The organism is Sphaerotilus hippei (assembly GCF_003201595.1).
Taxonomy (GTDB): Bacteria; Pseudomonadota; Gammaproteobacteria; order Burkholderiales; family Burkholderiaceae_C; genus Sphaerotilus; species Sphaerotilus hippei.
In genome coordinates this window covers 138143-157367 of record NZ_QJJS01000007.1, presented here as the reverse complement: position 1 = coordinate 157367, position 19225 = coordinate 138143, and the positions used below count along the sequence as shown (strand labels likewise).

At 70.6% G+C, this 19225-nt stretch carries 16 protein-coding genes and 1 pseudogene; 11 read left to right on the top strand and 6 right to left on the bottom strand.

The window, feature by feature from the left end; all coding sequences use genetic code 11:
• Positions 1-16: 16 nt before the first annotated feature.
• Positions 17-1000 carry a quinone oxidoreductase family protein gene (locus C7444_RS09730; RefSeq protein ID WP_110400657.1) on the bottom strand — a complete coding sequence of 328 codons (984 nt, stop codon included), beginning with the start codon at positions 998-1000 and terminating at the stop codon, positions 17-19.
• Between the two features lie 140 nt (positions 1001-1140).
• On the opposite strand from C7444_RS09730, the gene C7444_RS09725 reads away from it, so the two are divergent.
• The gene (locus C7444_RS09725; RefSeq protein WP_110400656.1) at positions 1141-2085 is read left to right on the top strand and encodes a DMT family transporter; all 945 of its coding nucleotides are present in this window, start codon (positions 1141-1143) and stop codon (positions 2083-2085) included.
• 18 nt (positions 2086-2103) lie between these two features.
• Here C7444_RS09725 and C7444_RS09720 read toward each other — a convergent pair whose 3' ends face one another.
• From C7444_RS09720 to pmbA, 3 genes are all read right to left on the bottom strand, one after another.
• Positions 2104-3033 carry a DMT family transporter gene (locus tag C7444_RS09720; RefSeq protein WP_110400655.1) on the bottom strand — a complete coding sequence of 310 codons (930 nt, stop codon included), beginning with the start codon at positions 3031-3033 and terminating at the stop codon, positions 2104-2106.
• Positions 3034-3174: 141 nt separating this feature from the next.
• Positions 3175-4257, bottom strand: coding sequence for a TRAP transporter substrate-binding protein (locus tag C7444_RS09715; RefSeq protein WP_110400654.1), 1083 nt, complete (start codon positions 4255-4257; stop codon positions 3175-3177).
• A 132-nt stretch (positions 4258-4389) separates the two neighbouring features.
• Complete coding sequence (gene pmbA / locus C7444_RS09710) at positions 4390-5769, bottom strand: metalloprotease PmbA (RefSeq protein ID WP_110400653.1); 1380 nt, start codon at positions 5767-5769, stop codon at positions 4390-4392.
• Positions 5770-5934: 165 nt separating this feature from the next.
• Between pmbA and yjgA the strand changes: the two genes are divergently transcribed.
• Together yjgA and mog are read left to right on the top strand one after the other, a co-directional pair.
• On the top strand, positions 5935-6531 hold the full coding sequence (gene yjgA, locus C7444_RS09705) for a ribosome biogenesis factor YjgA (protein WP_245909488.1): 597 nt from the start codon (positions 5935-5937) through the stop codon (positions 6529-6531).
• Positions 6518-7114, top strand: coding sequence for a molybdopterin adenylyltransferase (gene mog, locus C7444_RS09700; protein ID WP_110400651.1), 597 nt, complete (start codon positions 6518-6520; stop codon positions 7112-7114). The genes yjgA and mog overlap by 14 nt, the downstream gene beginning before the upstream one ends.
• A 9-nt stretch (positions 7115-7123) precedes the next feature.
• On the opposite strand, the gene cysE is transcribed toward mog, so the two are convergent.
• Both cysE and C7444_RS09690 read right to left on the bottom strand, forming a co-directional pair.
• On the bottom strand, positions 7124-7903 hold the full coding sequence (cysE, locus tag C7444_RS09695) for a serine O-acetyltransferase (RefSeq protein ID WP_110400650.1): 780 nt from the start codon (positions 7901-7903) through the stop codon (positions 7124-7126).
• Between the two features lie 84 nt (positions 7904-7987).
• Positions 7988-8713: an RNA methyltransferase gene (locus tag C7444_RS09690; RefSeq protein ID WP_375136924.1), complete on the bottom strand. Its 726-nt coding sequence runs from the start codon at positions 8711-8713 to the stop codon at positions 7988-7990.
• Between the two features lie 253 nt (positions 8714-8966).
• Here C7444_RS09690 and C7444_RS09685 point away from each other — a divergent pair.
• The 8 genes and pseudogenes from C7444_RS09685 to kdsA form a co-directional block, all read left to right on the top strand.
• Positions 8967-9756 (top strand): annotated as a pseudogene (locus tag C7444_RS09685) (inositol monophosphatase family protein); the annotation flags it as partial.
• Positions 9757-10257: 501 nt separating this feature from the next.
• Complete coding sequence (gene mutS, locus C7444_RS09680; protein ID WP_110400702.1) at positions 10258-12912, top strand: DNA mismatch repair protein MutS; 2655 nt, start codon at positions 10258-10260, stop codon at positions 12910-12912.
• Positions 12909-13733 carry a proteasome-type protease gene (locus C7444_RS09675; RefSeq protein ID WP_110400649.1) on the top strand — a complete coding sequence of 275 codons (825 nt, stop codon included), beginning with the start codon at positions 12909-12911 and terminating at the stop codon, positions 13731-13733. The genes mutS and C7444_RS09675 overlap by 4 nt, the downstream gene beginning before the upstream one ends.
• Before the next feature lie 5 nt (positions 13734-13738).
• Entirely contained in the window at positions 13739-14566 is an 828-nt protein-coding gene (locus C7444_RS09670) for an alpha/beta fold hydrolase (protein ID WP_110400648.1), read from the top strand.
• Between the two features lie 159 nt (positions 14567-14725).
• Complete coding sequence (panB, locus tag C7444_RS09665; RefSeq protein ID WP_110400647.1) at positions 14726-15580, top strand: 3-methyl-2-oxobutanoate hydroxymethyltransferase; 855 nt, start codon at positions 14726-14728, stop codon at positions 15578-15580.
• Positions 15581-15626: 46 nt separating this feature from the next.
• Entirely contained in the window at positions 15627-16475 is an 849-nt protein-coding gene (gene panC, locus C7444_RS09660) for a pantoate--beta-alanine ligase (RefSeq protein WP_110400646.1), read from the top strand.
• 141 nt (positions 16476-16616) lie between these two features.
• Positions 16617-18272, top strand: coding sequence for a CTP synthase (locus tag C7444_RS09655; protein ID WP_110400645.1), 1656 nt, complete (start codon positions 16617-16619; stop codon positions 18270-18272).
• A gap of 35 nt (positions 18273-18307) precedes the next feature.
• Positions 18308-19165, top strand: coding sequence for a 3-deoxy-8-phosphooctulonate synthase (gene kdsA / locus C7444_RS09650; RefSeq protein ID WP_110400644.1), 858 nt, complete (start codon positions 18308-18310; stop codon positions 19163-19165).
• Positions 19166-19225: the final 60 nt, after the last annotated feature.

Sequence of the window (19225 nt, the reverse complement as noted above, 5' to 3'; positions counted from 1 at the left end):
GGGGAGCGTCACCGCCTCACACCGTCAGGATCGAGCAGCCCGTGGTCACGCGGGCCTCCAGATCGCGGTGGGCCTGGGCCACCTGCTCCAGCGCGTAACGCTGGCCGATCGGGATGCTGACCAGGCCCTGGCCGACCATGTCGAACAGGTCATCGGCCATCTCCTGGGTGCTTTCCCGGCTGGACAGGTGGGTGAACAGGGTCGGCCGCGTCAGGTGCAGCGAGCCCTTGGCCGCCAGCAGGCCCAGATTGACCGGCGGCACCGGCCCGGAGGCATTGCCGAAGCTCACCATCAGCCCCAGCGGCTGCAGGCTGTCGAGCGAACCCTCGAAGGTGGACTGGCCGATCGAGTCGTAGACCACCTTCACGCCGCGCCCGCCGGTGATCTCGCGCACCCGCTTGGCGAAGTCCTCGGTGCGGTAGTTGATCACGTGGGCCGCCCCGTGCTGCAGGGCCAGCTGGCACTTGGCCTCGTTGCCGGCGGTGCCGATCAGCTGCAGGCCCATCGCCCGGGCCCACTGGCAGGCGATCAGGCCCACCCCGCCCGCGGCGGCATGGAACAGCACGAAGTCGCCCGGCTGCAGGCCGCCCTGCGGCTGGGTGCGCCTCAGCAGGTACTGCACGGTCAGGCCCTTGAGCATCATCGCCGCACCGGTGTCCATGTCGATGGCATCGGGCAGGCGCACCACGCAGCGTGCCGGCATCACCCGGACCTCGCTGTAGCTGCCCGGGGGCTGGCTGGCATAGGCCACCCGGTCGCCGATCGACAGGTGCATCACGTCGTCACCCACCGCCTCGACCACGCCGGCGCCTTCCATGCCCAGGGTCAGCGGCAGCGCATTGGGGTAGAGGCCGGTGCGCTGGTAGACGTCGATGAAGTTCACGCCGATCGCCTCGTGGCGGATGCGGACCTCGGCAGGTCCGGGCGGACCGACCTCGACCTCGACGCAACGAAGCACCTCGGGGCCGCCGAACTGGTGGATCTGGATGGCACGGGACATGGGAATCTCCTCTCGACGCAGACAGAAGCCGGACAGCTTAACGTCGCCCGGGGAGCGTGCAGGAACGGGGTCTTGCACCGACGCGACAGACAGCCACCCGGCTTCACCGATAGGATGCCAGTCCTCGAGAGACGCCACCCATGAAACTGAATCCACGCCTGATCGGCCTGCTGACCCTGCCCCCGTTCCTGTGGGCCGGCAATGCGGTGGTCGGCCGCATGACCGTGCCCTTCGTGCCGCCGCTGATGCTCAACGCGGTGCGCTGGGCCATCGTGCTGCTGGTGCTGGTGGTGATGAGCCGGCGCTTCATCCTCGATGCCTCGGCACGTGGCCAGATCGCCGCACGCTGGCCCCATCTGGCGCTGATCGGCCTGCTGGGCATCGGCGCCTACAACGCGCTGCAGTACCTGGCGCTGACCACCTCGACGCCGCTGAACGTGACGCTGATCGCCGCCAGCATGCCGCTGTGGATGCTCAGCGTGGGCGCCCTGTTCTTCGGCGAGCGCCCCCGGACGGCCCAGATGGCCGGCGCGGCGCTGTCGCTGCTGGGCGTGGCCACCGTGCTGACGCGCGGCCACCTGTCGGCCATCGCCCAGGTGCAGTTTGTCCAGGGGGACCTGTTCATGCTGCTGGCCGCGGCCTCCTGGGCGGGCTACAGCTGGCTGCTGGCCCGCCCGCCGGCGTCGATGCGCGACACCGGCCGCCCGCTGGTGCACGAGCCCGACGGCCGCTCGCGGCCCTGGAACTGGCACGAGTTCATGCTGGCCCAGGCGCTGTTCGGCGTGGTCTGGGCCGGCACGGCCGCAGGCGTCGAGGCCGCGGTGTCCGACCGCGTGCTGGTGCTCAACGGCTGGGTCGTGCTGGCGGTCGTCTACATCGTGATCGGCCCGTCCATCATCGCCTACTGGTTCTGGGGCCGCGCGGTGGCCCAGGCCGGCCCGACGCTGGCCAGCCTGTTCGTCAACCTGACGCCGCTGTTCGCCGCGCTGCTGTCGGGCGCCCTGCTGGGCGACCGGCCGCAGGGCTACCACGCGCTCGCCTTCGCGCTGATCGTCGCCGGCATCCTGGTGTCGTCGCGGCGCTGAGGCGCCGCGACCGGTTCATCAGCGCCAGCGCGCCAGCAGCCCGACGCCGACGAACACCAGCACGGTGCCGGCCACCAGCCACAGCGTCATCGGCTCGCCGAGGATGAACACGCCCATCACGATGGTGCTCATCGGCCCGACCAGGCCGGTCTGCGCGGCCAGCGTCGCGCCGATGCGCTCGATGCCCATCATCACCAGGATGACCGGCGCGAAGGTGCAGGCCGTGGCATTGAGCAGCGACAGCCACAGCACCGGCTCGGGCACCCGCAGGATGTCGCCGACCGGGCGCAGCAGCAGGAACTGGCCGATGCACAGCAGGCAGGCCACCGTCGTGGCCAGGCCGGTCAGGCGCAGCGACCCCAGCCGCTTGACCTCCTCGCCGCTGTAGACCAGGTAGACCGCGTAGCTGATCGCGCTACCCAGCACCAGCGCCGTGCCGAGCAGCACATGGTCACCGGCCAGATGCAGCTCCTGCCCGAAGACCAGCAGCACGCCGCCGTAGCTCACCGCCAGCGCCAGCATCTGGCGTGCATGGACCCGGCGCCGGAACAGCACCACGCCCAGCAGCAGCACCAGCGTGGGGTTGAGGTAGAGGATCAGCCGCTCGAGGCTGGCGCTGATGTAGGCCAGGCCGGCGAAGTCCAGCATGCTGGCCAGGTAGTAGCCCGAGAAGCCCAGGCCCAGCACGACCCGCCAGTCGCGCCCGGTCAGCGGCGCCTTGCCTCGGCTCGCCCACCAGGTCAGGGCCAGGAACAGCGGCAGCGCGAACAGCATGCGCAGCATGATGAGCGTGACGGCATCGACACCGTGGCGATAGGCCAGCTTGACGATGATCGCCTTGCCGGAGAAGGCGATGGAGCCGACCAGCGCGAATGCCAGGCCCGGCCACAGGGGCACGTGGGGCGGTGGCTGCACGGCGACGGCGGCGGCAGAGGAACTCGAGGTCATCGCGCCGATTCTAGGCAGCCGGCGCCCGCGTGCCCCGACCGGGCGGACCAGGAAGGACAAAACCCCGTCCGCACGGGGCGGACGGGGTTGGCGGGGCAGAGGTGCCGGGGGTGCCGCGAGGCACCCGCCGTGCGGGCCGGATTACAGCTTCTGGCTCTGCATGAAGCTGTCGAACTTGGCCTCGGTGAACTTGAACCACAGGTTCTGGTCGGCGCGGAACTTCGAGAAGTCGTCGTAGACCTTCTTCCAGTTCGGGTTCTTGGCCGAGATCTCGCTGTAGAGCGCCATCGACTCCTTGAAGGCCGCGTCCATCACGTCCTTCGGGAACGGGAAGAGCTTGGTGCCACCGGCGACCAGCTGCTTGAGCGCCAGCGGGTTCTTGGCGTCGTACTTGGCCTGCATGCTGCTGTGGGCCGCGGCGGCCGCGCACTCGACGATGGCCTTGTACTCGGCCGACAGCGCGTCATACGCCTTCTGGTTGATGAAGAAGTCGATCTGCGGGCCGCCTTCCCACCAGGCCGGGTAGGCGTAGTTCGGCGCGACCTTGTTGAAGCCCAGCTTCTGGTCGTCGTAGGGGCCGATCCACTCGGCCGCGTCGATGGTGCCCTTCTCCAGCGCCTGGTAGATCTCGCCCCCCGGGATGTTCTGCGGCACGCCACCCAGGCGCTCGACCACCTTGCCGGCGAAGCCGCCGACGCGGAACTTCAGGCCCTTCATGTCGGCCATCGACTTGATGGGCTTGCGGTACCAGCCGCCCATCTGGGCCCCGGTGTTGCCGCCGGGGAAGTTGATCATCGAGTACTTGGCGTAGAACTCGCGCATCAGCTTCAGACCGTTGCCTTCGTACATCCAGGCCGTCATCTGGCGGCTGTTCATGCCGAAGGGGATCGCCGCGCCCAGCGCGAAGGTCTCGTCCTTGCCGAAGAAGTAGTAGGGCACGGTGTGGGCCATCTCGACCGTGCCGTTCTGCACGCCGTCGACCACGCCGAACGCCGGCATCAGCTCACCACCGGCGTGCACCGAGATGGTGAACTTGCCGCCCGTCATCTCGCTGACCTTCTTGGAGAAGACGTCTGCCCCGCCATAGATGGTGTCGAGCGACTTGGGGAAACTCGACGCCAGGCGCCAGCGGATGGTCGACTGGGCGTGGACCACCGCCGGTGCGGAGGCGGCAGCCAGAACGCCTGCCAGACCGGTCTTGCGGATGAAGGAACGACGTTCCATGTGCGGGACTCCTGCGTGTTTGAGACGTGTTGGTGAGCGAGATGATTCTAGGAAGCGCTCCCGCCCGACCGCGACGGGGCTAACCCCTGCGCGGTATTGCGTAGTGATGCGCGCCCGCCACGCCGCCGAGTCTCAGTGCCCGGCCAGGGTCATGCGCTCGATCAGGATCGAGCCGACGGTCTTGCCGCCCATCGTGTAGGCGTCGGCACCGACCGCGGCGATCTGGCGGAACATGTCGCCCAGGTGGCCGGCGATGGTGATCTCGTGCACCGGGTAGGCGATGCGGCCGTCCTCGACCCAGAAACCGGCCGCGCCACGCGAATAATCGCCGGTCACGTAGTTGACGCCCTGGCCCATCAGCTCGACGACGAACAGGCCGCGGTGCAGCTTGCGCAGCATCTCCTCGAGGTGGTCGTCGGCGCGGGTGAAGCGGCTGTTCATCACCAGGTTCTGCGAGCCGCCGGCGTTGCCGGTGGTGCGCATGCCGAGCTTGCGGGCCGAGTAGCTCGACAGGAAATAACCCTGCGTGACCCCGCCGTCGACGACCTGGCGCGGCCGGGTGACCACCCCCTCGTCGTCGAAGGGCGCGCTGCCCTTGCCCTTGAGCCGGTGCGGATCCTCGTGGATGTCGATGTGGTCCGGGAACACGGCCTGGCCGAGGCTGTCGTTCAGGAAGGTGGTCTTGCGGTAGAGCGCGCCGCCGCTGGTGGCCTGCACGTAGGCGCCCAGCAGGCCGGCGGCCACCGGCGCCTCGAACAGCACCGGCACCTCGCAGGTGGCGATCTTGCGCGACTTCAGCCGCGACAGCGCCCGCTCGGCGGCGTAGCGGCCGATCGCCTCGGGCGAGGCCAGGTCGTCGGCCGAGCGCATCGAGCTGTACCAGCCGTCGCGCTGCATGTCCTTGCCGCGCCCGGCGATCGGCGAGACCGACAGCGAGTGGCGCGAGCTGGCGTAACCGCCGCGGAAACCGCGGCTGTTGCCGGAGAAGAAGTGCGACTGCTGGGCCGAGACGGCAGCACCTTCGGAGTTGGTGATTCGCGCGTCGACCCCCATCGCGGCCGCCTCGCAGCGCAGCGCCAGTTCGGCCGCAGCCGCGGCATCGACCGCCCAGGGGTGGAACAGGTCGAGGTCACGCTCGGCCGCCTCGCCCAGGGCCAGGTCGGCCACGTCGGGCAGGCCGGCGGCGCTGTCCTCGGCGGTGAAGCGGGCGATGTCGAAGGCCGCCTGCACGGTCTGGCGCAGCGCGGTCGGCGAGAAGTCGGAGGTGCTGGCGTTGCCGCGGCGCTGGCCGAGGTAGACGCTCACGCCGATGCCCTTGTCCCGGTTGCGCTCGACGTTCTCGATCTGGCCCTTGCGCACCGACACCGACAGGCCCGCGCCCTCGGAGACTTCGACGCCGGCATCGCTGGCGCCGAGCTGGCGGGCGATGGCCAGCGTGTCCTCGACCAGCTGCTGGAACTGGGCTCGGGTATGGGCAAATCCGGGGCTTTGGGTTTCGTTGGCTGCGGTCATGTGGGGGTCCGGGGCGAGACGGTCGGACAAGGCCGACGACCACGGTGATCGGCAGCCTGTCCGGGGCGCTCGTATGATAGCCGCCGGTCATGCGCGCCCAGGGGCGGGCGACCGGCTACCCAGCGCCGCACTCCGGCTCCTCAGGCTCCCTTGCCCACCATCCCCGTGAACACACCCGACACCAACATCGAAGACGGCGACGACCGTCCCAGCAAGACCCAGCTCAAGAAGGTCAGCCACGACCTCCAGGCCCTGGGTTCGGCCCTGCTGGAACTGCCCGAGAACCGGCTGGCCGCGCTGGACATGCCCGAGAACCTGCGCGACGCGCTGAACGACCTGCGCGGCATCCGCTCGCACGAAGGCCGGCGCCGCCAGCTGCAGTACGTGGGCAAGCTGATGCGGGGCATCGACCCGGAGCCGCTGCGCGAGGCGGTGGCCGCCATGAAGGTGCCCGGCGCGCGCGAGACGCTCGCGCTGCACGAGGCCGAGCGCTGGCGCGACCTGCTGCTGGCCGACGACCAGGCCCTGACGACCTGGATGGGCGACCACCCCGACACCGACGTGCAGCAGCTGCGCTCGCTGATCCGCAGCGCCCGCAAGGACATCGAGAAGGCGCTGCAGGCCCAGCCCGCCGGCGGCACGCCGGACCGCAAGGGCCGCTCCTACCGCGACCTGTTCCAGCTGGTCAAGGCCGCGCAGGCCGCCGCGACTGCAGCCGCGGCGGCCCGTGACGAGGAAGAGGACGACGATGGCGACGAATGACGCCGCACCGGTGCGGGTGGGCCTGGTCTCGATCAGCGACCGCGCCAGCAGCGGGGTCTACGAGGACAAGGGCCTGCCGGCGCTGCAGGACTGGCTCGGCCGCGCCCTGCGCAACCCGGTGCAGTGGGTCACGCGGCTGATTCCGGACGAGCAGGCGGGCATCAGCGCCACGCTGATCGAGCTGGTCGACCAGCAGGCCTGCGACCTGGTGCTGACCACCGGCGGCACCGGCCCGGCCCGGCGCGACGTGACGCCCGAGGCGACGCTGGCGGTGGCGGACAAGGAGATGCCGGGTTTCGGCGAGCAGATGCGCCAGATCAGCCTGCGCTTCGTGCCCACGGCCATCCTGTCGCGCCAGGTCGCGGTGATTCGCGGCCGCACACTGATCATCAACCTGCCGGGCCAGCCGCGGGCGATCGCCGAGACGCTCGAGGGCCTGCCGCAGGCCGTGCCGCCCTGCCCGGGCATCTTCGCCGCGGTGCCCTACTGCATCGACCTCATCGGCGGGCCCTACCTGGAGACCGACGACAGCGTCTGCCAGGCCTTCCGGCCGAAGTCGGCGCAGCGTCCCGCCCGCGCCTGAAGCGCCGGCTCACTTCACCAGGCGGGTGAGGCGCTCGGCGTCGAAACGCTCGGTGGTGCAGGCGTCCTGCGGCACGCAGGGGTCGGCCGGCAGCTCGCGGGCGCGCGCCGACAGCTTCTCGATCGCCTGCCACAGCAGCGCGATCTGGTGCTCGTGCCCGGCCGCGTTGTCGATCAGGCCCTTCATCGCCTGGGCCACCGGATCGTCGCCCTGGGTCACGCCATAGGCCGAGAAGCCCATGCGGGCGGCCACGCTCTCGCGCTTGGCCTCCTCGCTGGCGACGATGATGCGCGCCGGGTTGCCCACGGCCGTGGCGTTGGCCGGCACCGGCTTGGTGACCACCGCGCCGGAGCCCACGCGTGCGCCCTCGCCCACCGTGAAGCCGCCCAGCACGCAGGCATGGGCGCCGACGATGACCCCGCGCCCGAGCGTCGGGTGGCGCTTGGCGCCCTTGACCAGCGAGGTGCCGCCCAGCGTCACGCCCTGGTAGATGGTGCAGTCGTCGCCGATCTCGGCCATCTCGCCGATGACCACGCCCATGCCGTGGTCGATGAACACCCGGCGACCGAAGGTCGCGCCCGGGTGGATCTCGATGCCGGTCAGCCAGCGGGCGATGTGGGAGATGAAACGCCCCGGCCAGCGCAGGCCGTGGACCCAGCAGGCGTGGGCCCAGCGGTGCATGACCAGCGCGTGCAGGCCGGGATAGCAGGTCAGCACCTCGAAGGCGGACTTGGCGGCGGGGTCGCGCTCGAGGATGCAGGCGACGTCTTCACGCAGGCGGGAGAACATGGCGGCGGTCGGTGATGAGGATCGTTGGGCTTCAGTGTAGGGTCTGGGCCGGATCCGTGCAGGCCGTCACGGCGCCGGCGCGGCTCAGCGCTTCAGGATGGCCCGGGCGATGCCGCGCAGGATGTGCACCTCTTCATCGCCCAGCTCGGCCCGGTTGAGCAACTGGTTCAGGCGCGGCATCAGCTTGCGCGGGGCCGCCGGGTCGAGAAAGCCGAGGTGCACCAGCGCCTGCTCCCAGTGCGACAGCACCCCCTGCACCGCCGGGATCGTCGCGCGCTGCGGCTCGGCGGTGCGCGGCGCGACGTCGAAGCCCCCCAGCGCCTGGCGCCATTCGTAGGCCATCAGCTGCACCGCCTGCGCCAGGTTCAGCGAGCCGTAGGCCTCGCGGGTCGGGATGGACAGGCAGACCTGGCAGCGGTAGACATCCTCGTTGGACATGCCGTAGCGCTCGCTGCCGAACACGAAGGCCACCGAGGCCGCACCGGCGGCCAGCACGGGCAGGTGCTCACGCGGCGCATGGGTGGGCGGGCCGAAGTCGCGTGGCGTCATCGCCGTGGCGCAGGCCACCTGCACGCCCTCGAGCGCCTGCTCCAGCGTGTCGACGATGCGCGTGCGCACCAGGATGTCGGCCGCACCGCTGGCCATGGCGACGGTCTCCTCGCGGCTGAGCACGTCCCGGAACCGGGGCGCGACCAGCACCAGGTCGGAAAACCCCATCACCTTCATCGCCCGTGCGGTCGAGCCGACATTGCCGGGGTGGCTGGTGTTCACCAGCACGAAACGGGTGCTGTCGCGGGCGGGAGCGGGCACGTGGCAGGCGGTGGCGGGAATCGGTTCTTCGAGGTCGGACACAGGGACGGCGCAATCCAGGCAGGTGACAGGCAGCGGGGCGGCCCGCTAGAATGGCCGACCATCATAGGCTGGACGACCGCGGTCGTCGGTCTGGCGGATGACAGCGGGCGCCTCGAGCGCACCGCGCGGTCGTCCGGCCAGAGGCACCGAGCGTGCCCGGCCCCGCTCTTTTTTTCCGTCAGCCCCTTCTTCACGTCAGAGAGTTGCACTCATGTCGCAAGCCAATCTGCATCCGATGCTCAACATCGCCATCAAGGCCGCGCGAGCAGCCGGTGCGATCATCAACCGCGCCAGCCTGGATCTGGACCGCCTGACCGTGACCAGCAAGGGGCCCAACGACTTCGTCACCGAAGTCGACCAGGCGGCCGAGCAGGCCATCATCGACACGCTGCTGCAGGCCTATCCCGGCCACGCCATCCTCGGCGAGGAGACCGGCCGCGCCCAGGGCGCCAAGCACAGCGACTTCGTCTGGATCATCGATCCGCTCGACGGCACGACCAACTTCATCCACGGCTTCCCGCAGTACGCGGTCTCGATCGCGCTGGCCTTCAAGGGCCGGGTCGAGCAGGCCGTCGTCTACGACCCGAGCCGCAACGACCTGTTCTACGCGACCAAGGGCCGCGGGGCCTACCTCAACGACAAGCGCCTGCGCGTGTCGCGGCGCATCCGCCTGGCCGACTGCCTGATCGGCACCGGCTTCCCCTTCCGCAAGGGCGACAACTTCCGCCGCTACATGAAGATGTTCGACGAGATCATGCAGAGCTGCGCCGGCGTGCGCCGCCCGGGCGCCGCGGCGCTCGACCTCTGCTACGTCGCCGCCGGCTGGTATGACGGCTTCTTCGAGACCGGCCTGCAGCCCTGGGACGTCGCCGCGGGCTCGCTGATCGTCACCGAGGCCGGCGGCCTGGTGGGCAACTTCACCGGCGAGGCCGACTACCTCTACCAGCGTGAGCTGGTCTGCGGCTCGCCCAAGATCTATGCCCAGCTGGTGCAGATCCTGGCGCCCTACACCCGCATGATCAAGGACGACGAGCCGGCCGCCGAGACGCGTGCCGCCGCCGCGCAGGCCGCCGCCCCCGCTCCGGCCAAGCCGGCGCGCAGCACCAGCCGCCTGAAGACTCGGGTGACGGCCGCAGCCGCCGAAGCCGAGGCCGCAGCCGCCGCCCCGGCCGACGAGGTGCTGGTGCCGTTCTCGGCCAGCCGCCCGGGCTCGACGCTGGTCGAGCCGACGTTCGAGATGACCCCGGCCCAGGCGCTGGCCGCGGCCTTCGATCCGGTCGAGGAAGAGGCCCCGGCGCCGGTGCCCGTGGTCGTGCGCAAGCCCACGCGCATCCGCAAGGCCGACATGCCGCCGGCCGAGCCGGAACCCGCACCGCGCCGTGGCGGCCCGCGCCGCGACGACGACGCGCCGTTCTGATCCGGGCGCAGCGGAGCCGCCTGCCGTGAACGCCATCACCTCCCCGCCGCCGGGCGCCGAGCCGAGCTTTGCCGGCCACACGCCGATGATGGCGCAGTACCTGCGCATCAAGACCGAGTTCCCGGACACGCTGGTGTTCTACCGGATGGGCGACTTCTACGAGCTCTTCTTCGAGGACGCCCGTCGTGCCCACCGGCTGCTCGACATCACCATCACCACCCGCGGCCAGAGCAATGGCGAGCCGGTGGTGATGGCCGGCGTGCCGGTGCATTCGGTCGAGAACTACCTGGCCCGGCTGATCCGCCTGGGCGAGGCGGTGGCGATCGCCGAGCAGGTCGGCGAGGTCGGGGCGAGCAAGGGGCCGGTCGAGCGCAAGGTGGTGCGGGTCGTCACCCCCGGCACCATCACCGACACCGAGCTGCTCGACGACCGCGAGGACACCCGCCTGCTGGCGCTGTGCCGGCAGGGGCCTGCGGCCTCGCCGAGCTTCGGCCTGGCGTGGCTGGCGCTGGCCAGCGGCCAGCTCGGCCTGACCGAATGCAGCGAACGTGAACTCGGCGCCTGGCTGGCACGGCTCGCGCCGGCGGAGGTGCTGGTCAGCGCGGAGACCGCCGCCGACCAGCGCCCGGCCGCCCTGCGCGCCTGCAGCGCACCGGTGATCACCCGCCCGGGCTGGCAGTTCGATCGTGGCCTGGGCGAGCGCAAGCTGCGCGAGCAGCTGCGGGTGGCGCACCTGGCCGGCTTCAATGCCCAGGACCTGGGCGTGGCGCATGCCGCCGCCTCGGCGCTGCTGAGCTACGCCGAACACACCCAGGGGCGGGCGCTCTCGCACATCAACACCCTGACGGTCGAGCGCAGCGGCGACCTGCTGGAGCTGCCGCCGGCCACGCACCGCAACCTCGAGCTGACGCAGACGCTGCGCGGCGAGGCCGCCCCGACGCTGCTGTCGCTGCTCGACACCTGCCGCACCGGCATGGGCAGCCGCATGCTGCGCCACTGGCTGACCCACCCGCTGCGCGATCGGGCGGTGGCGCGTGAACGCCATGGCGCGATCGCCGCGCTGCTCGAGGCCCGCGCGACCGAGCCGCTGCGCGATGCGCTGCGCCACGTCAGCGACGTGCAGCGCATCACCGCGCGCACGGCACTGCGCCAGGTGCGCCCGCGGGAGCTCGCCGGCCTGCGCGAGACCCTGGCCACGCTGCCCGCCCTGCGCGGCCAGGTGCCCGACGGCGCCGCGCTGCTGCGCACGCTGCACGGCGCGCTGACGCCGGACGAGGCGATCGCCTCGCTGCTGCGGCGGGCCATCGCCGAGGAGCCCGCGGTGCTGCTGCGCGACGGTGGCGTGATCGCCCCCGGCTTCGACGCCGACCTCGACGAGCTGCGGGGCATCGCCACCCACTGCGACACCTTCCTGCTCGACCTGGAGAGCCGCGAGCGGACCCGCACCGGCATCAACAACCTGCGGGTGCAGTACAACAAGGTGCACGGCTTCTACATCGAAGTGACGATGGGCCAGGTCGACAAGGTGCCGCTGGACTACCAGCGCCGCCAGACGCTGAAGAACGCCGAGCGCTTCATCACGCCCGAGCTGAAGGCCTTCGAGGACAAGGCCCTGTCGGCCCAGGAGCGCTCGCTCGCACGCGAGAAGTGGCTCTACGAGCAGGTGCTTGATGCGCTGCAGGCCCATCTGGTGCCGCTGGCCGAGCTGGGCCGGGCGCTGGCCAGCCTGGATGCGCTGGCCGCGCTGGCCGAACGGGCGGCCACGCTCGGCTGGTGCGCGCCGGAGTTCGTCGGCCACCCCTGCCTGGACATCGAGCAGGGCCGCCACCCGGTGGTCGAGGCCCGGCTGGCCGAGACCGGCGCCGGCAGCTTCATCGCCAACGACTGCCGGCTCGACGCCGCGCGCCGCATGGTCATCCTGACCGGCCCGAACATGGGCGGCAAGAGCACCTTCATGCGCCAGGTGGCGGTGATCGTGCTGCTGGCGGCGATCGGCTCCTGGGTGCCGGCGGCGCGCTGCCGGCTCGGCCCGATCGACGCCATCCACACCCGCATCGGCGCGGCCGACGACCTGGCCAACGCCCAGTCGACCTTCATGCTCGAGATGACCGAAGGCAGCGCCATCCTGCACGGGGCCACCGAACATTCGCTGGTGCTGATGGACGAGATCGGCCGCGGCACCTCGACCTTCGACGGCCTGGCGCTGGCCGGCGCGATCGCCAGCCACCTGCACGACCGCAACCGGTCCTTCACGCTGTTCGCGACGCACTACTTCGAGCTGACCGAATTCCCGGCCCGCCACCGGCAGGCGGTGAACATGCACGTCTCGGCCGCCGAGAGCGGCGACGACATCGTGTTCCTGCACGCCATCGAGGCCGGCCCGGCCAGCCGCAGCTACGGCGTGCAGGTCGCCCGCCTCGCCGGCATGCCGGGTTCGGTGCTGCGCCAGGCGCGCAGCGCGCTCGAGTCGCTCGAAGCCCAGCAGCGGGCCGGCGAGACCCAGATCGACCTGTTCGGTGCCGAGCCGGAACCGCTGCCGGCCGTGGCGGCGACCGCGGCCGAGCCGGCGCCCGCCGCGGTGATCACGGCCGCCGCCGCACCCGCCCCCGTGCTGGACGAACTGGCACGGATCGACCCTGATACCCTCACCCCTCGGGCTGCCCTGGACGCGCTGTACCGTCTCAAGTCGCTGGCCGAGTCTTCCTCCCCCTCCTGCAGCCTGTCCTCGGAACGCCCATGACCTACTGCGTCGGCATCCGGCTCAACGCCGGCCTCGTCTTCCTCTCCGATTCCCGTACCAACGCCGGCCTGGATGCGATCAGCACCTTCCGCAAGATGATGGTCTACGAGAAGCCGGGAGACCGCTTCATGGTGATGCTCTCCGCGGGCAACCTGAGCATCTCCCAGTCCGTGCGCGAGATCCTGCAGGTCGAGAAGATCCCCAACGGGGACGACGAGCCGATCACCATCTGGAACGCCAAGAGCATGTTCGACGCCACGCGGGTGCTCGGCTCGGCAGTGCGGCGGGTCTATGAACAGGACGGTCCGTCGCTGAAGGCCGCGGGCATCGACTTCAACTGCTCGATGATCTTCGGCGGCCAGATCGCCGGCGAGGCGATGCGCCTGTTCCTGGTCTATTCGGCCGGCAACTTCATCGAGTCGACCCGCGAGACCTGCTTCTTCCAGGTCGGCGAGTCGAAGTACGGCAAGCCCATCCTCGACCGGGTGCTGACGCCGACGACGCCGCTGGACGAGGCGGCCAAGTGCGCGCTGGTGTCGATGGACTCGACGCTGAAGTCCAACCTCAGCGTCGGCCTGCCGCTGGACCTGCTGGTCTACCGCGCCGGAGCGCTCGAGAGCGACCAGATCGTCTGCATCGACGACAAGAACCCCTACTTCAAGATGATCCACGACACCTGGGGCCAGCGCCTGCGCGAGGTGTTCGAGGGCATCGACGATCCACGCTGGGACGGTGGCGACAGCGCCCACCCGCTGCTGGCCCGATCCGAGCGCTACGAGACGCTGCCCAAGATCGGCACGGTGGACGACAAGATCGTCTGAACCCCATGTCCGCCGAGCGCCCGCTGCTGGTGTTCTGCCATGCGAACGGTTTTCCGGCCGGCACCTACCGGCGGCTGTTCGAGGCCTGGCAGGCCGCGGGCTGGCGGGTCGAGGCCCTGGCCCGGTCCGGCCACGACCCGGCCTTCCCCGTCACCGCCAACTGGCCGCACCTGCGCGACGAGCTGCTTCGCTTCATCGACTCGGTCGCCCCGGCGGGCACCCCCGTGGTGCTGGTCGGCCATTCGATGGGCGGCTACCTCAGCCTGAAGGCGGCCAGCCGGCGACCGCAGCAGGTGCGGGCGGTCGTGCTGCTGGACTCGCCGGTGATCGGCGGCTGGCGGGCGCACAGCCTGCGGGTGCTGCAGGCCACGGGCCTGATGCGGCGCCATTCACCCGGGCGCCTGTCCGAGCGGCGCCGCCAGCAGTGGCCCGACCTCGACAGCGTGCGCCACCACTACGGCAGCAAGGCCGTCTTCGCACGCTGGCATCCGGACGTGCTGGAGGACTACCTGCAGGCCGGCATCGAGCCGGACCCCGCCGGCGGGGTGCGCCTGGCCTTCGACCGCCGCGTCGAGACCCGCATCTACGACACCCTGCCCCACCAGCTCGCGACCACGCTGCGCCGCCACCCGCTGCGCGCCCCGGTGGGCTTCATCGGCGGCACCCGCTCCCGCGAGGTGCGCCAGGTCGGGCTGGCGACCACGCGCGCACTGGTGCACGACCACCTGCATTGGCTCGAGGGCGGCCACCTCTTCCCGATGGAGCAGCCCGCGGCGACGGCCGCTGTCGTGCTGTCGATGCTCGCCGCCCTGGGCGTGACCGCCCCGGCCTGACGCGCCGGTCGAACCGGGCCGTGCCGGGCCTTGCGGCAGATCAGTGCCGCGCCGCAGCGGCTGCCCAGGCCCCGTGCTGCGCTGCAACAGCGCCACGGCGACTGGCTAGAATCCGCCGCCACCGGAGCCGACGGTGCCCCGACGCCCCCAGGAGACACGATGAGCAGCCACGCCCAGACCCCCGCACGCACCGATGCCCGCAAGCCGCTGACCCTGCACGGCCTGCGCGCGCTGCAGGCCCGGGGCGAGAAGATCTCGATGCTGACCGCCTACGACGCCACCTTCGCCCGCCTGTGCGACGACGCGGGCGTGGACTGCCTGCTGGTGGGCGACTCGCTGGGCATGGTCATCCAGGGCCAGACCAGCACGCTGCCCGTGACGCTCGAGGAGACCGTCTACCACACACGCTGCGTCGTGCGCGGCCTGGTCGGTGGCGCCGCCTGGCTGATCGCCGACCTGCCGTTCGCCAGCTACCAGCAGGGCCCGGCCCAGGCCATGGCCAGCGCCGCGGCGCTGATGCAGGCGGGCGCGCAGATGGTCAAGCTCGAAGGGGGCGGCTGGACCGCCGAGACGGTGCGTTTCCTGACCGAGCGGGGCGTGCCGGTCTGCGCCCACCTCGGACTGACCCCGCAGAGCGTGCATGCGCTGGGCGGCTACCGCATCCAGGGCCGTGACGATGCCAGCGCGGGCACGCTGCGCCGCCACGCCACCGAACTGACCCAGGCCGGCGCCAGCATGATGGTGCTCGAGCTGATGCCCAGCGCGGTGGCCGAGGCGGTGCAGGCCGACAACCCGACGCTGATGACCATCGGCATCGGCGCCGGCCCCGCCACGGCGGGCCAGGTGCTGGTGCTGCACGACATGCTCGGCCTGACCCGCGGGCGCCTGCCCCGTTTCGTGCGCAACTTCCTGAGCGGCCACGACAGCGCCGAAGCCGCCGTGCGCGCCTACGTGGCCGCCGTCAAGTCCGGCGAGTTCCCCGACCCGGTGGCCCACAGCTACGCCGCGGCCTGACCCGGCGCCCCCCCCCCCCCGATTCCCGACACGACGAGACACCACCATGCGCGTCCTCCACACGATCGCCGAACTGCGCAGCGCACTGGCCGGCACCCGCGACATCGCCCTGGTGCCCACCATGGGCAATCTGCATGACGGCCACCTGGCGCTGGTGCGCCAGGCCCGGGCCCGCGCCGGCGACAGCGGCCTGGTGGTCGCCAGCATCTTCGTCAACCGGCTGCAGTTCGCCCCGCACGAGGACTTCGACCGCTACCCGCGCACGCTTGAACGCGACGGCGAACTGCTCGACGGCGCCGGCTGCGACATCGTCTTCGCCCCGGCCGAGGACGAGCTCTATGCGCAGCCGCAGACCTTCAAGGTGGTCCCGGACGCCGCGCTGGCCGACCTGCTGGAGGGGCATTTCCGGCCCGGCTTCTTCACCGGCGTGTGCACCGTCGTGATGAAGCTGCTGTGCATCGTGCAGCCGCGCTGGGCCGTGTTCGGCAAGAAGGACTACCAGCAGCTGATGGTCATCACCCGCATGGTCGAGCAGTTCGCGCTGCCGGTCGAGGTGATCGCGGGCGAGACCCGGCGCGCCGACGACGGCCTGGCGCTGTCCTCGCGCAACGGCTACCTGGACCCGGCCGAGCGGGCCCGGGCCGTGCAGCTGGCGCAGGCGCTGCAGGCGATGGCCGCCGCGATCGGCCAGGGCGAGCGTGACCTCGCCGCCATCGAGGCCCGCGCCATGCAGACGATGCACGAGCAGGGCTGGGTGCCCGACTACCTGACGCTGCGCCGCCGCGCCGATCTGCTGGCGCCGCAGGCCGGCGACCTGGAGGGCGGCACCCCGCTGGTGGCGCTGGCCGCCGCCCGCCTGGGCCACACCCGGCTGATCGACAACCTCGAGTTCTGAAGCCCCCCCCGCAGGCCGGGCCTGAGCCACGCTTGCTGGCAACAGGCCGAGTGCCTTCTATAATCTCGGTTTACCACCACGGCCCTCCTGAAAGGTGTCACCGGCACGAGCTGGTGCATCGGCAAGGGAGGGCCGCTTGACATGACCAAATTCGTCTTCGTCACCGGCGGTGTGGTGTCTTCCCTGGGCAAGGGCATCGCCGCAGCGTCACTGGCGGCCATCCTCGAGTCGCGCGGTCTGACCGTCACCCTCATCAAGCTCGATCCCTACCTGAATGTGGATCCGGGCACCATGTCGCCATTCCAGCACGGCGAGGTCTTCGTCACCGATGACGGTGCGGAGACCGACCTGGACCTCGGCCACTACGAGCGCTTCATCACCACGCGGATGAGGAAGTCCAACAACTTCACCAGCGGACAGATCTACATGTCCGTGCTGGAGAAGGAGCGCCGTGGCGACTACCTGGGCAAGACCGTGCAGGTCATCCCCCATGTCACCAACGAGATCCAGGACTACGTCAAGCGCGGCGCCGGCGTGGGCACGCCCGAGGCGGTCGACGTGGCCATCGTCGAGATCGGCGGCACGGTGGGTGACATCGAGTCCCTGCCCTTCCTCGAGGCCGTGCGCCAGATGGCGCTCAAGCTGGGCCCGAGCAACTCGGCCTTCGTGCACCTGACCTACGTGCCCTTCATCGCCGCGGCCGGTGAACTGAAGACCAAGCCGACCCAGCACACGGTGCAGAAGATGCGCGAGATCGGCATCCAGCCCGACGCGCTGCTGTGCCGCGCCGATCGCCCGATCCCCGACGAGGAACGCGAGAAGATCTCGCTGTTCACCAACGTCGCGCCGCACGGCGTGATCTCGGTGTGGGACGCGGACACGATCTACAAGGTGCCACGCATGCTGCACGAGCAGGGCCTGGACGAGATGATCTGCATGAAGTTCCAGCTGCTGACCAAGCCGGCCAACCTCGGCCGCTGGGACCGGCTGGTCAAGGAAGTCGCCAACCCGAAGGGCGAGGTCACGATCGCGATGGCCGGCAAGTACACCGAGCTGTCGGACTCGTACAAGTCGCTCAACGAGGCGCTGCGCCATGCCGGCATCCACCACCACGTCAAGGTCAACATCGAGTATGTCGACTCCGAGACGCTGACGCCCGAGGCCGCGCCTCAGCTGTCGAAGTACGACGCGATCCTGGTGCCCGGCGGCTTCGGCAAGCGTGGCATCGAGGGCAAGATCGTCGCGGCGCAGTACGCCCGCGAGCACGGCATCCCCTACCTCGGCATCTGCCTGGGCATGCAGGTGGCCACGATCGAGTACGCCCGCCACATGGCCGGCCTGAGCGGCGCGAACTCCACCGAGTTCGAGCCCGACAGCCCGCACCCGGTGATCGCGCTGATCGACGAATGGCAGGACGCCGACGGCTCGATCCAGAAGCGTGACGCCAACTCGGACCTCGGCGGCACGATGCGCCTGGGCGCGCAGAGCTCGGACGTCAAGCCCGGCACGATCGCGCACGGCATCTACGGCGACGTCGTCACCGAGCGCCACCGCCACCGCTACGAGGCCAACGAGAAGTACCTGCAGCGCCTGCAGGACGCCGGCCTCGTGATCTCGGCGATCACCCAGCGCGAGAAGCTCACCGAGATGGTCGAGCTGCCGAAGGCGGTGCACCCGTGGTACGTGGGCGTGCAGTTCCACCCCGAGTTCAAGTCGACGCCCTGGGACGGCCACCCGCTGTTCATCAGCTACATCGACGCGGCCCTGGCCCACCGCCAGGCCACCCGGGCCGACTGAGCCCGCGCCCGCCCCTCACTTCAAGAGACAGCACCATGAAGCTCTGCGGATTCGACGTCGGCCTGGACCGGCCCTTCTTCCTGATCGCCGGCACCTGCTCGATCGAAAGCCTGCAGATGTCCCTCGATGTGGCGGGCCAGCTCAAGGAAGCCTGCACCGCGCTGGGCATCCCGCTGATCTACAAGGGCTCGTTCGACAAGGCCAACCGCTCGTCGGGCAAGACCCAACGGGGCGTGGGCATCGACGCGGGCCTGAAGATCCTCGACGAGGTGCGCCGCCAGACGGGCCTGCCCGTGCTGACCGACGTGCACGACGAGTCGCAGGTGGCCGAGGTCGCCAGCGTGGTCGACGTGCTGCAGACGCCCGCCTTCCTGTGCCGGCAGACCGACTTCATCCGCGCCGTCGCCCGCAGCGGCAAGCCGGTGAACATCAAGAAGGGCCAGTTCCTGGCCCCTCACGACATGAAGAACGTCATCCAGAAGGCCCGCGACGCCGCCCGCGACGCGGGCCTGCCGGAGGACAGCTTCCTGGCCTGCGAGCGTGGCGCCAGCTTCGGCTACAACAACCTGGTCTCGGACATGCGTTCGCTGGCGATCATGCGCGAGACCGGCGCCCCGGTGGTGTTCGACGTGACCCACAGCGTGCAGCTGCCGGGCGGCCAGGGCAGCAGCTCGGGCGGCCAGCGCGAGTTCGTGCCGGTGCTGGCCCGGGCCGGCGTGGCCGTCGGCGTGGCCGGCCTGTTCATGGAGACGCACCCGGATCCGGTCCACGCGATGAGCGACGGCCCGAACGCCGTGCCGCTGCGCCACATGCGGGCACTGCTCGAGCAGCTGGTGGCGCTGGACCGCGTGATCAAGGCCCGGCCGCTGCTGGAAGACGACTTCGACTGCTGATCGAGCCCCCTCATTCAGGCGGGCAGGCCGTGCCGGATTCGACGTTCCCCTGATCGGATG

Bases quoted from the DNA above. Each gene is read 5' to 3' on its own strand.
- C7444_RS09730 (WP_110400657.1), bottom strand. From the start codon at position 1,000: ATGTCCCGTGCCATCCAGATCCACCAGTTCGGCGGCCCCGAGGTGCTT.
- C7444_RS09725 (WP_110400656.1), top strand. From the start codon at position 1,141: ATGAAACTGAATCCACGCCTGATCGGCCTGCTGACCCTGCCCCCGTTC.
- C7444_RS09720 (WP_110400655.1), bottom strand. From the start codon at position 3,033: ATGACCTCGAGTTCCTCTGCCGCCGCCGTCGCCGTGCAGCCACCGCCC.
- C7444_RS09715 (WP_110400654.1), bottom strand. From the start codon at position 4,257: ATGGAACGTCGTTCCTTCATCCGCAAGACCGGTCTGGCAGGCGTTCTG.
- pmbA (WP_110400653.1), bottom strand. From the start codon at position 5,769: ATGACCGCAGCCAACGAAACCCAAAGCCCCGGATTTGCCCATACCCGA.
- mog (WP_110400651.1), top strand. From the start codon at position 6,518: ATGGCGACGAATGACGCCGCACCGGTGCGGGTGGGCCTGGTCTCGATC.
- cysE (WP_110400650.1), bottom strand. From the start codon at position 7,903: ATGTTCTCCCGCCTGCGTGAAGACGTCGCCTGCATCCTCGAGCGCGAC.
- mutS (WP_110400702.1), top strand. From the start codon at position 10,258: ATGATGGCGCAGTACCTGCGCATCAAGACCGAGTTCCCGGACACGCTG.
- C7444_RS09675 (WP_110400649.1), top strand. From the start codon at position 12,909: ATGACCTACTGCGTCGGCATCCGGCTCAACGCCGGCCTCGTCTTCCTC.
- C7444_RS09670 (WP_110400648.1), top strand. From the start codon at position 13,739: ATGTCCGCCGAGCGCCCGCTGCTGGTGTTCTGCCATGCGAACGGTTTT.
- panB (WP_110400647.1), top strand. From the start codon at position 14,726: ATGAGCAGCCACGCCCAGACCCCCGCACGCACCGATGCCCGCAAGCCG.
- panC (WP_110400646.1), top strand. From the start codon at position 15,627: ATGCGCGTCCTCCACACGATCGCCGAACTGCGCAGCGCACTGGCCGGC.
- C7444_RS09655 (WP_110400645.1), top strand. From the start codon at position 16,617: ATGACCAAATTCGTCTTCGTCACCGGCGGTGTGGTGTCTTCCCTGGGC.
- kdsA (WP_110400644.1), top strand. From the start codon at position 18,308: ATGAAGCTCTGCGGATTCGACGTCGGCCTGGACCGGCCCTTCTTCCTG.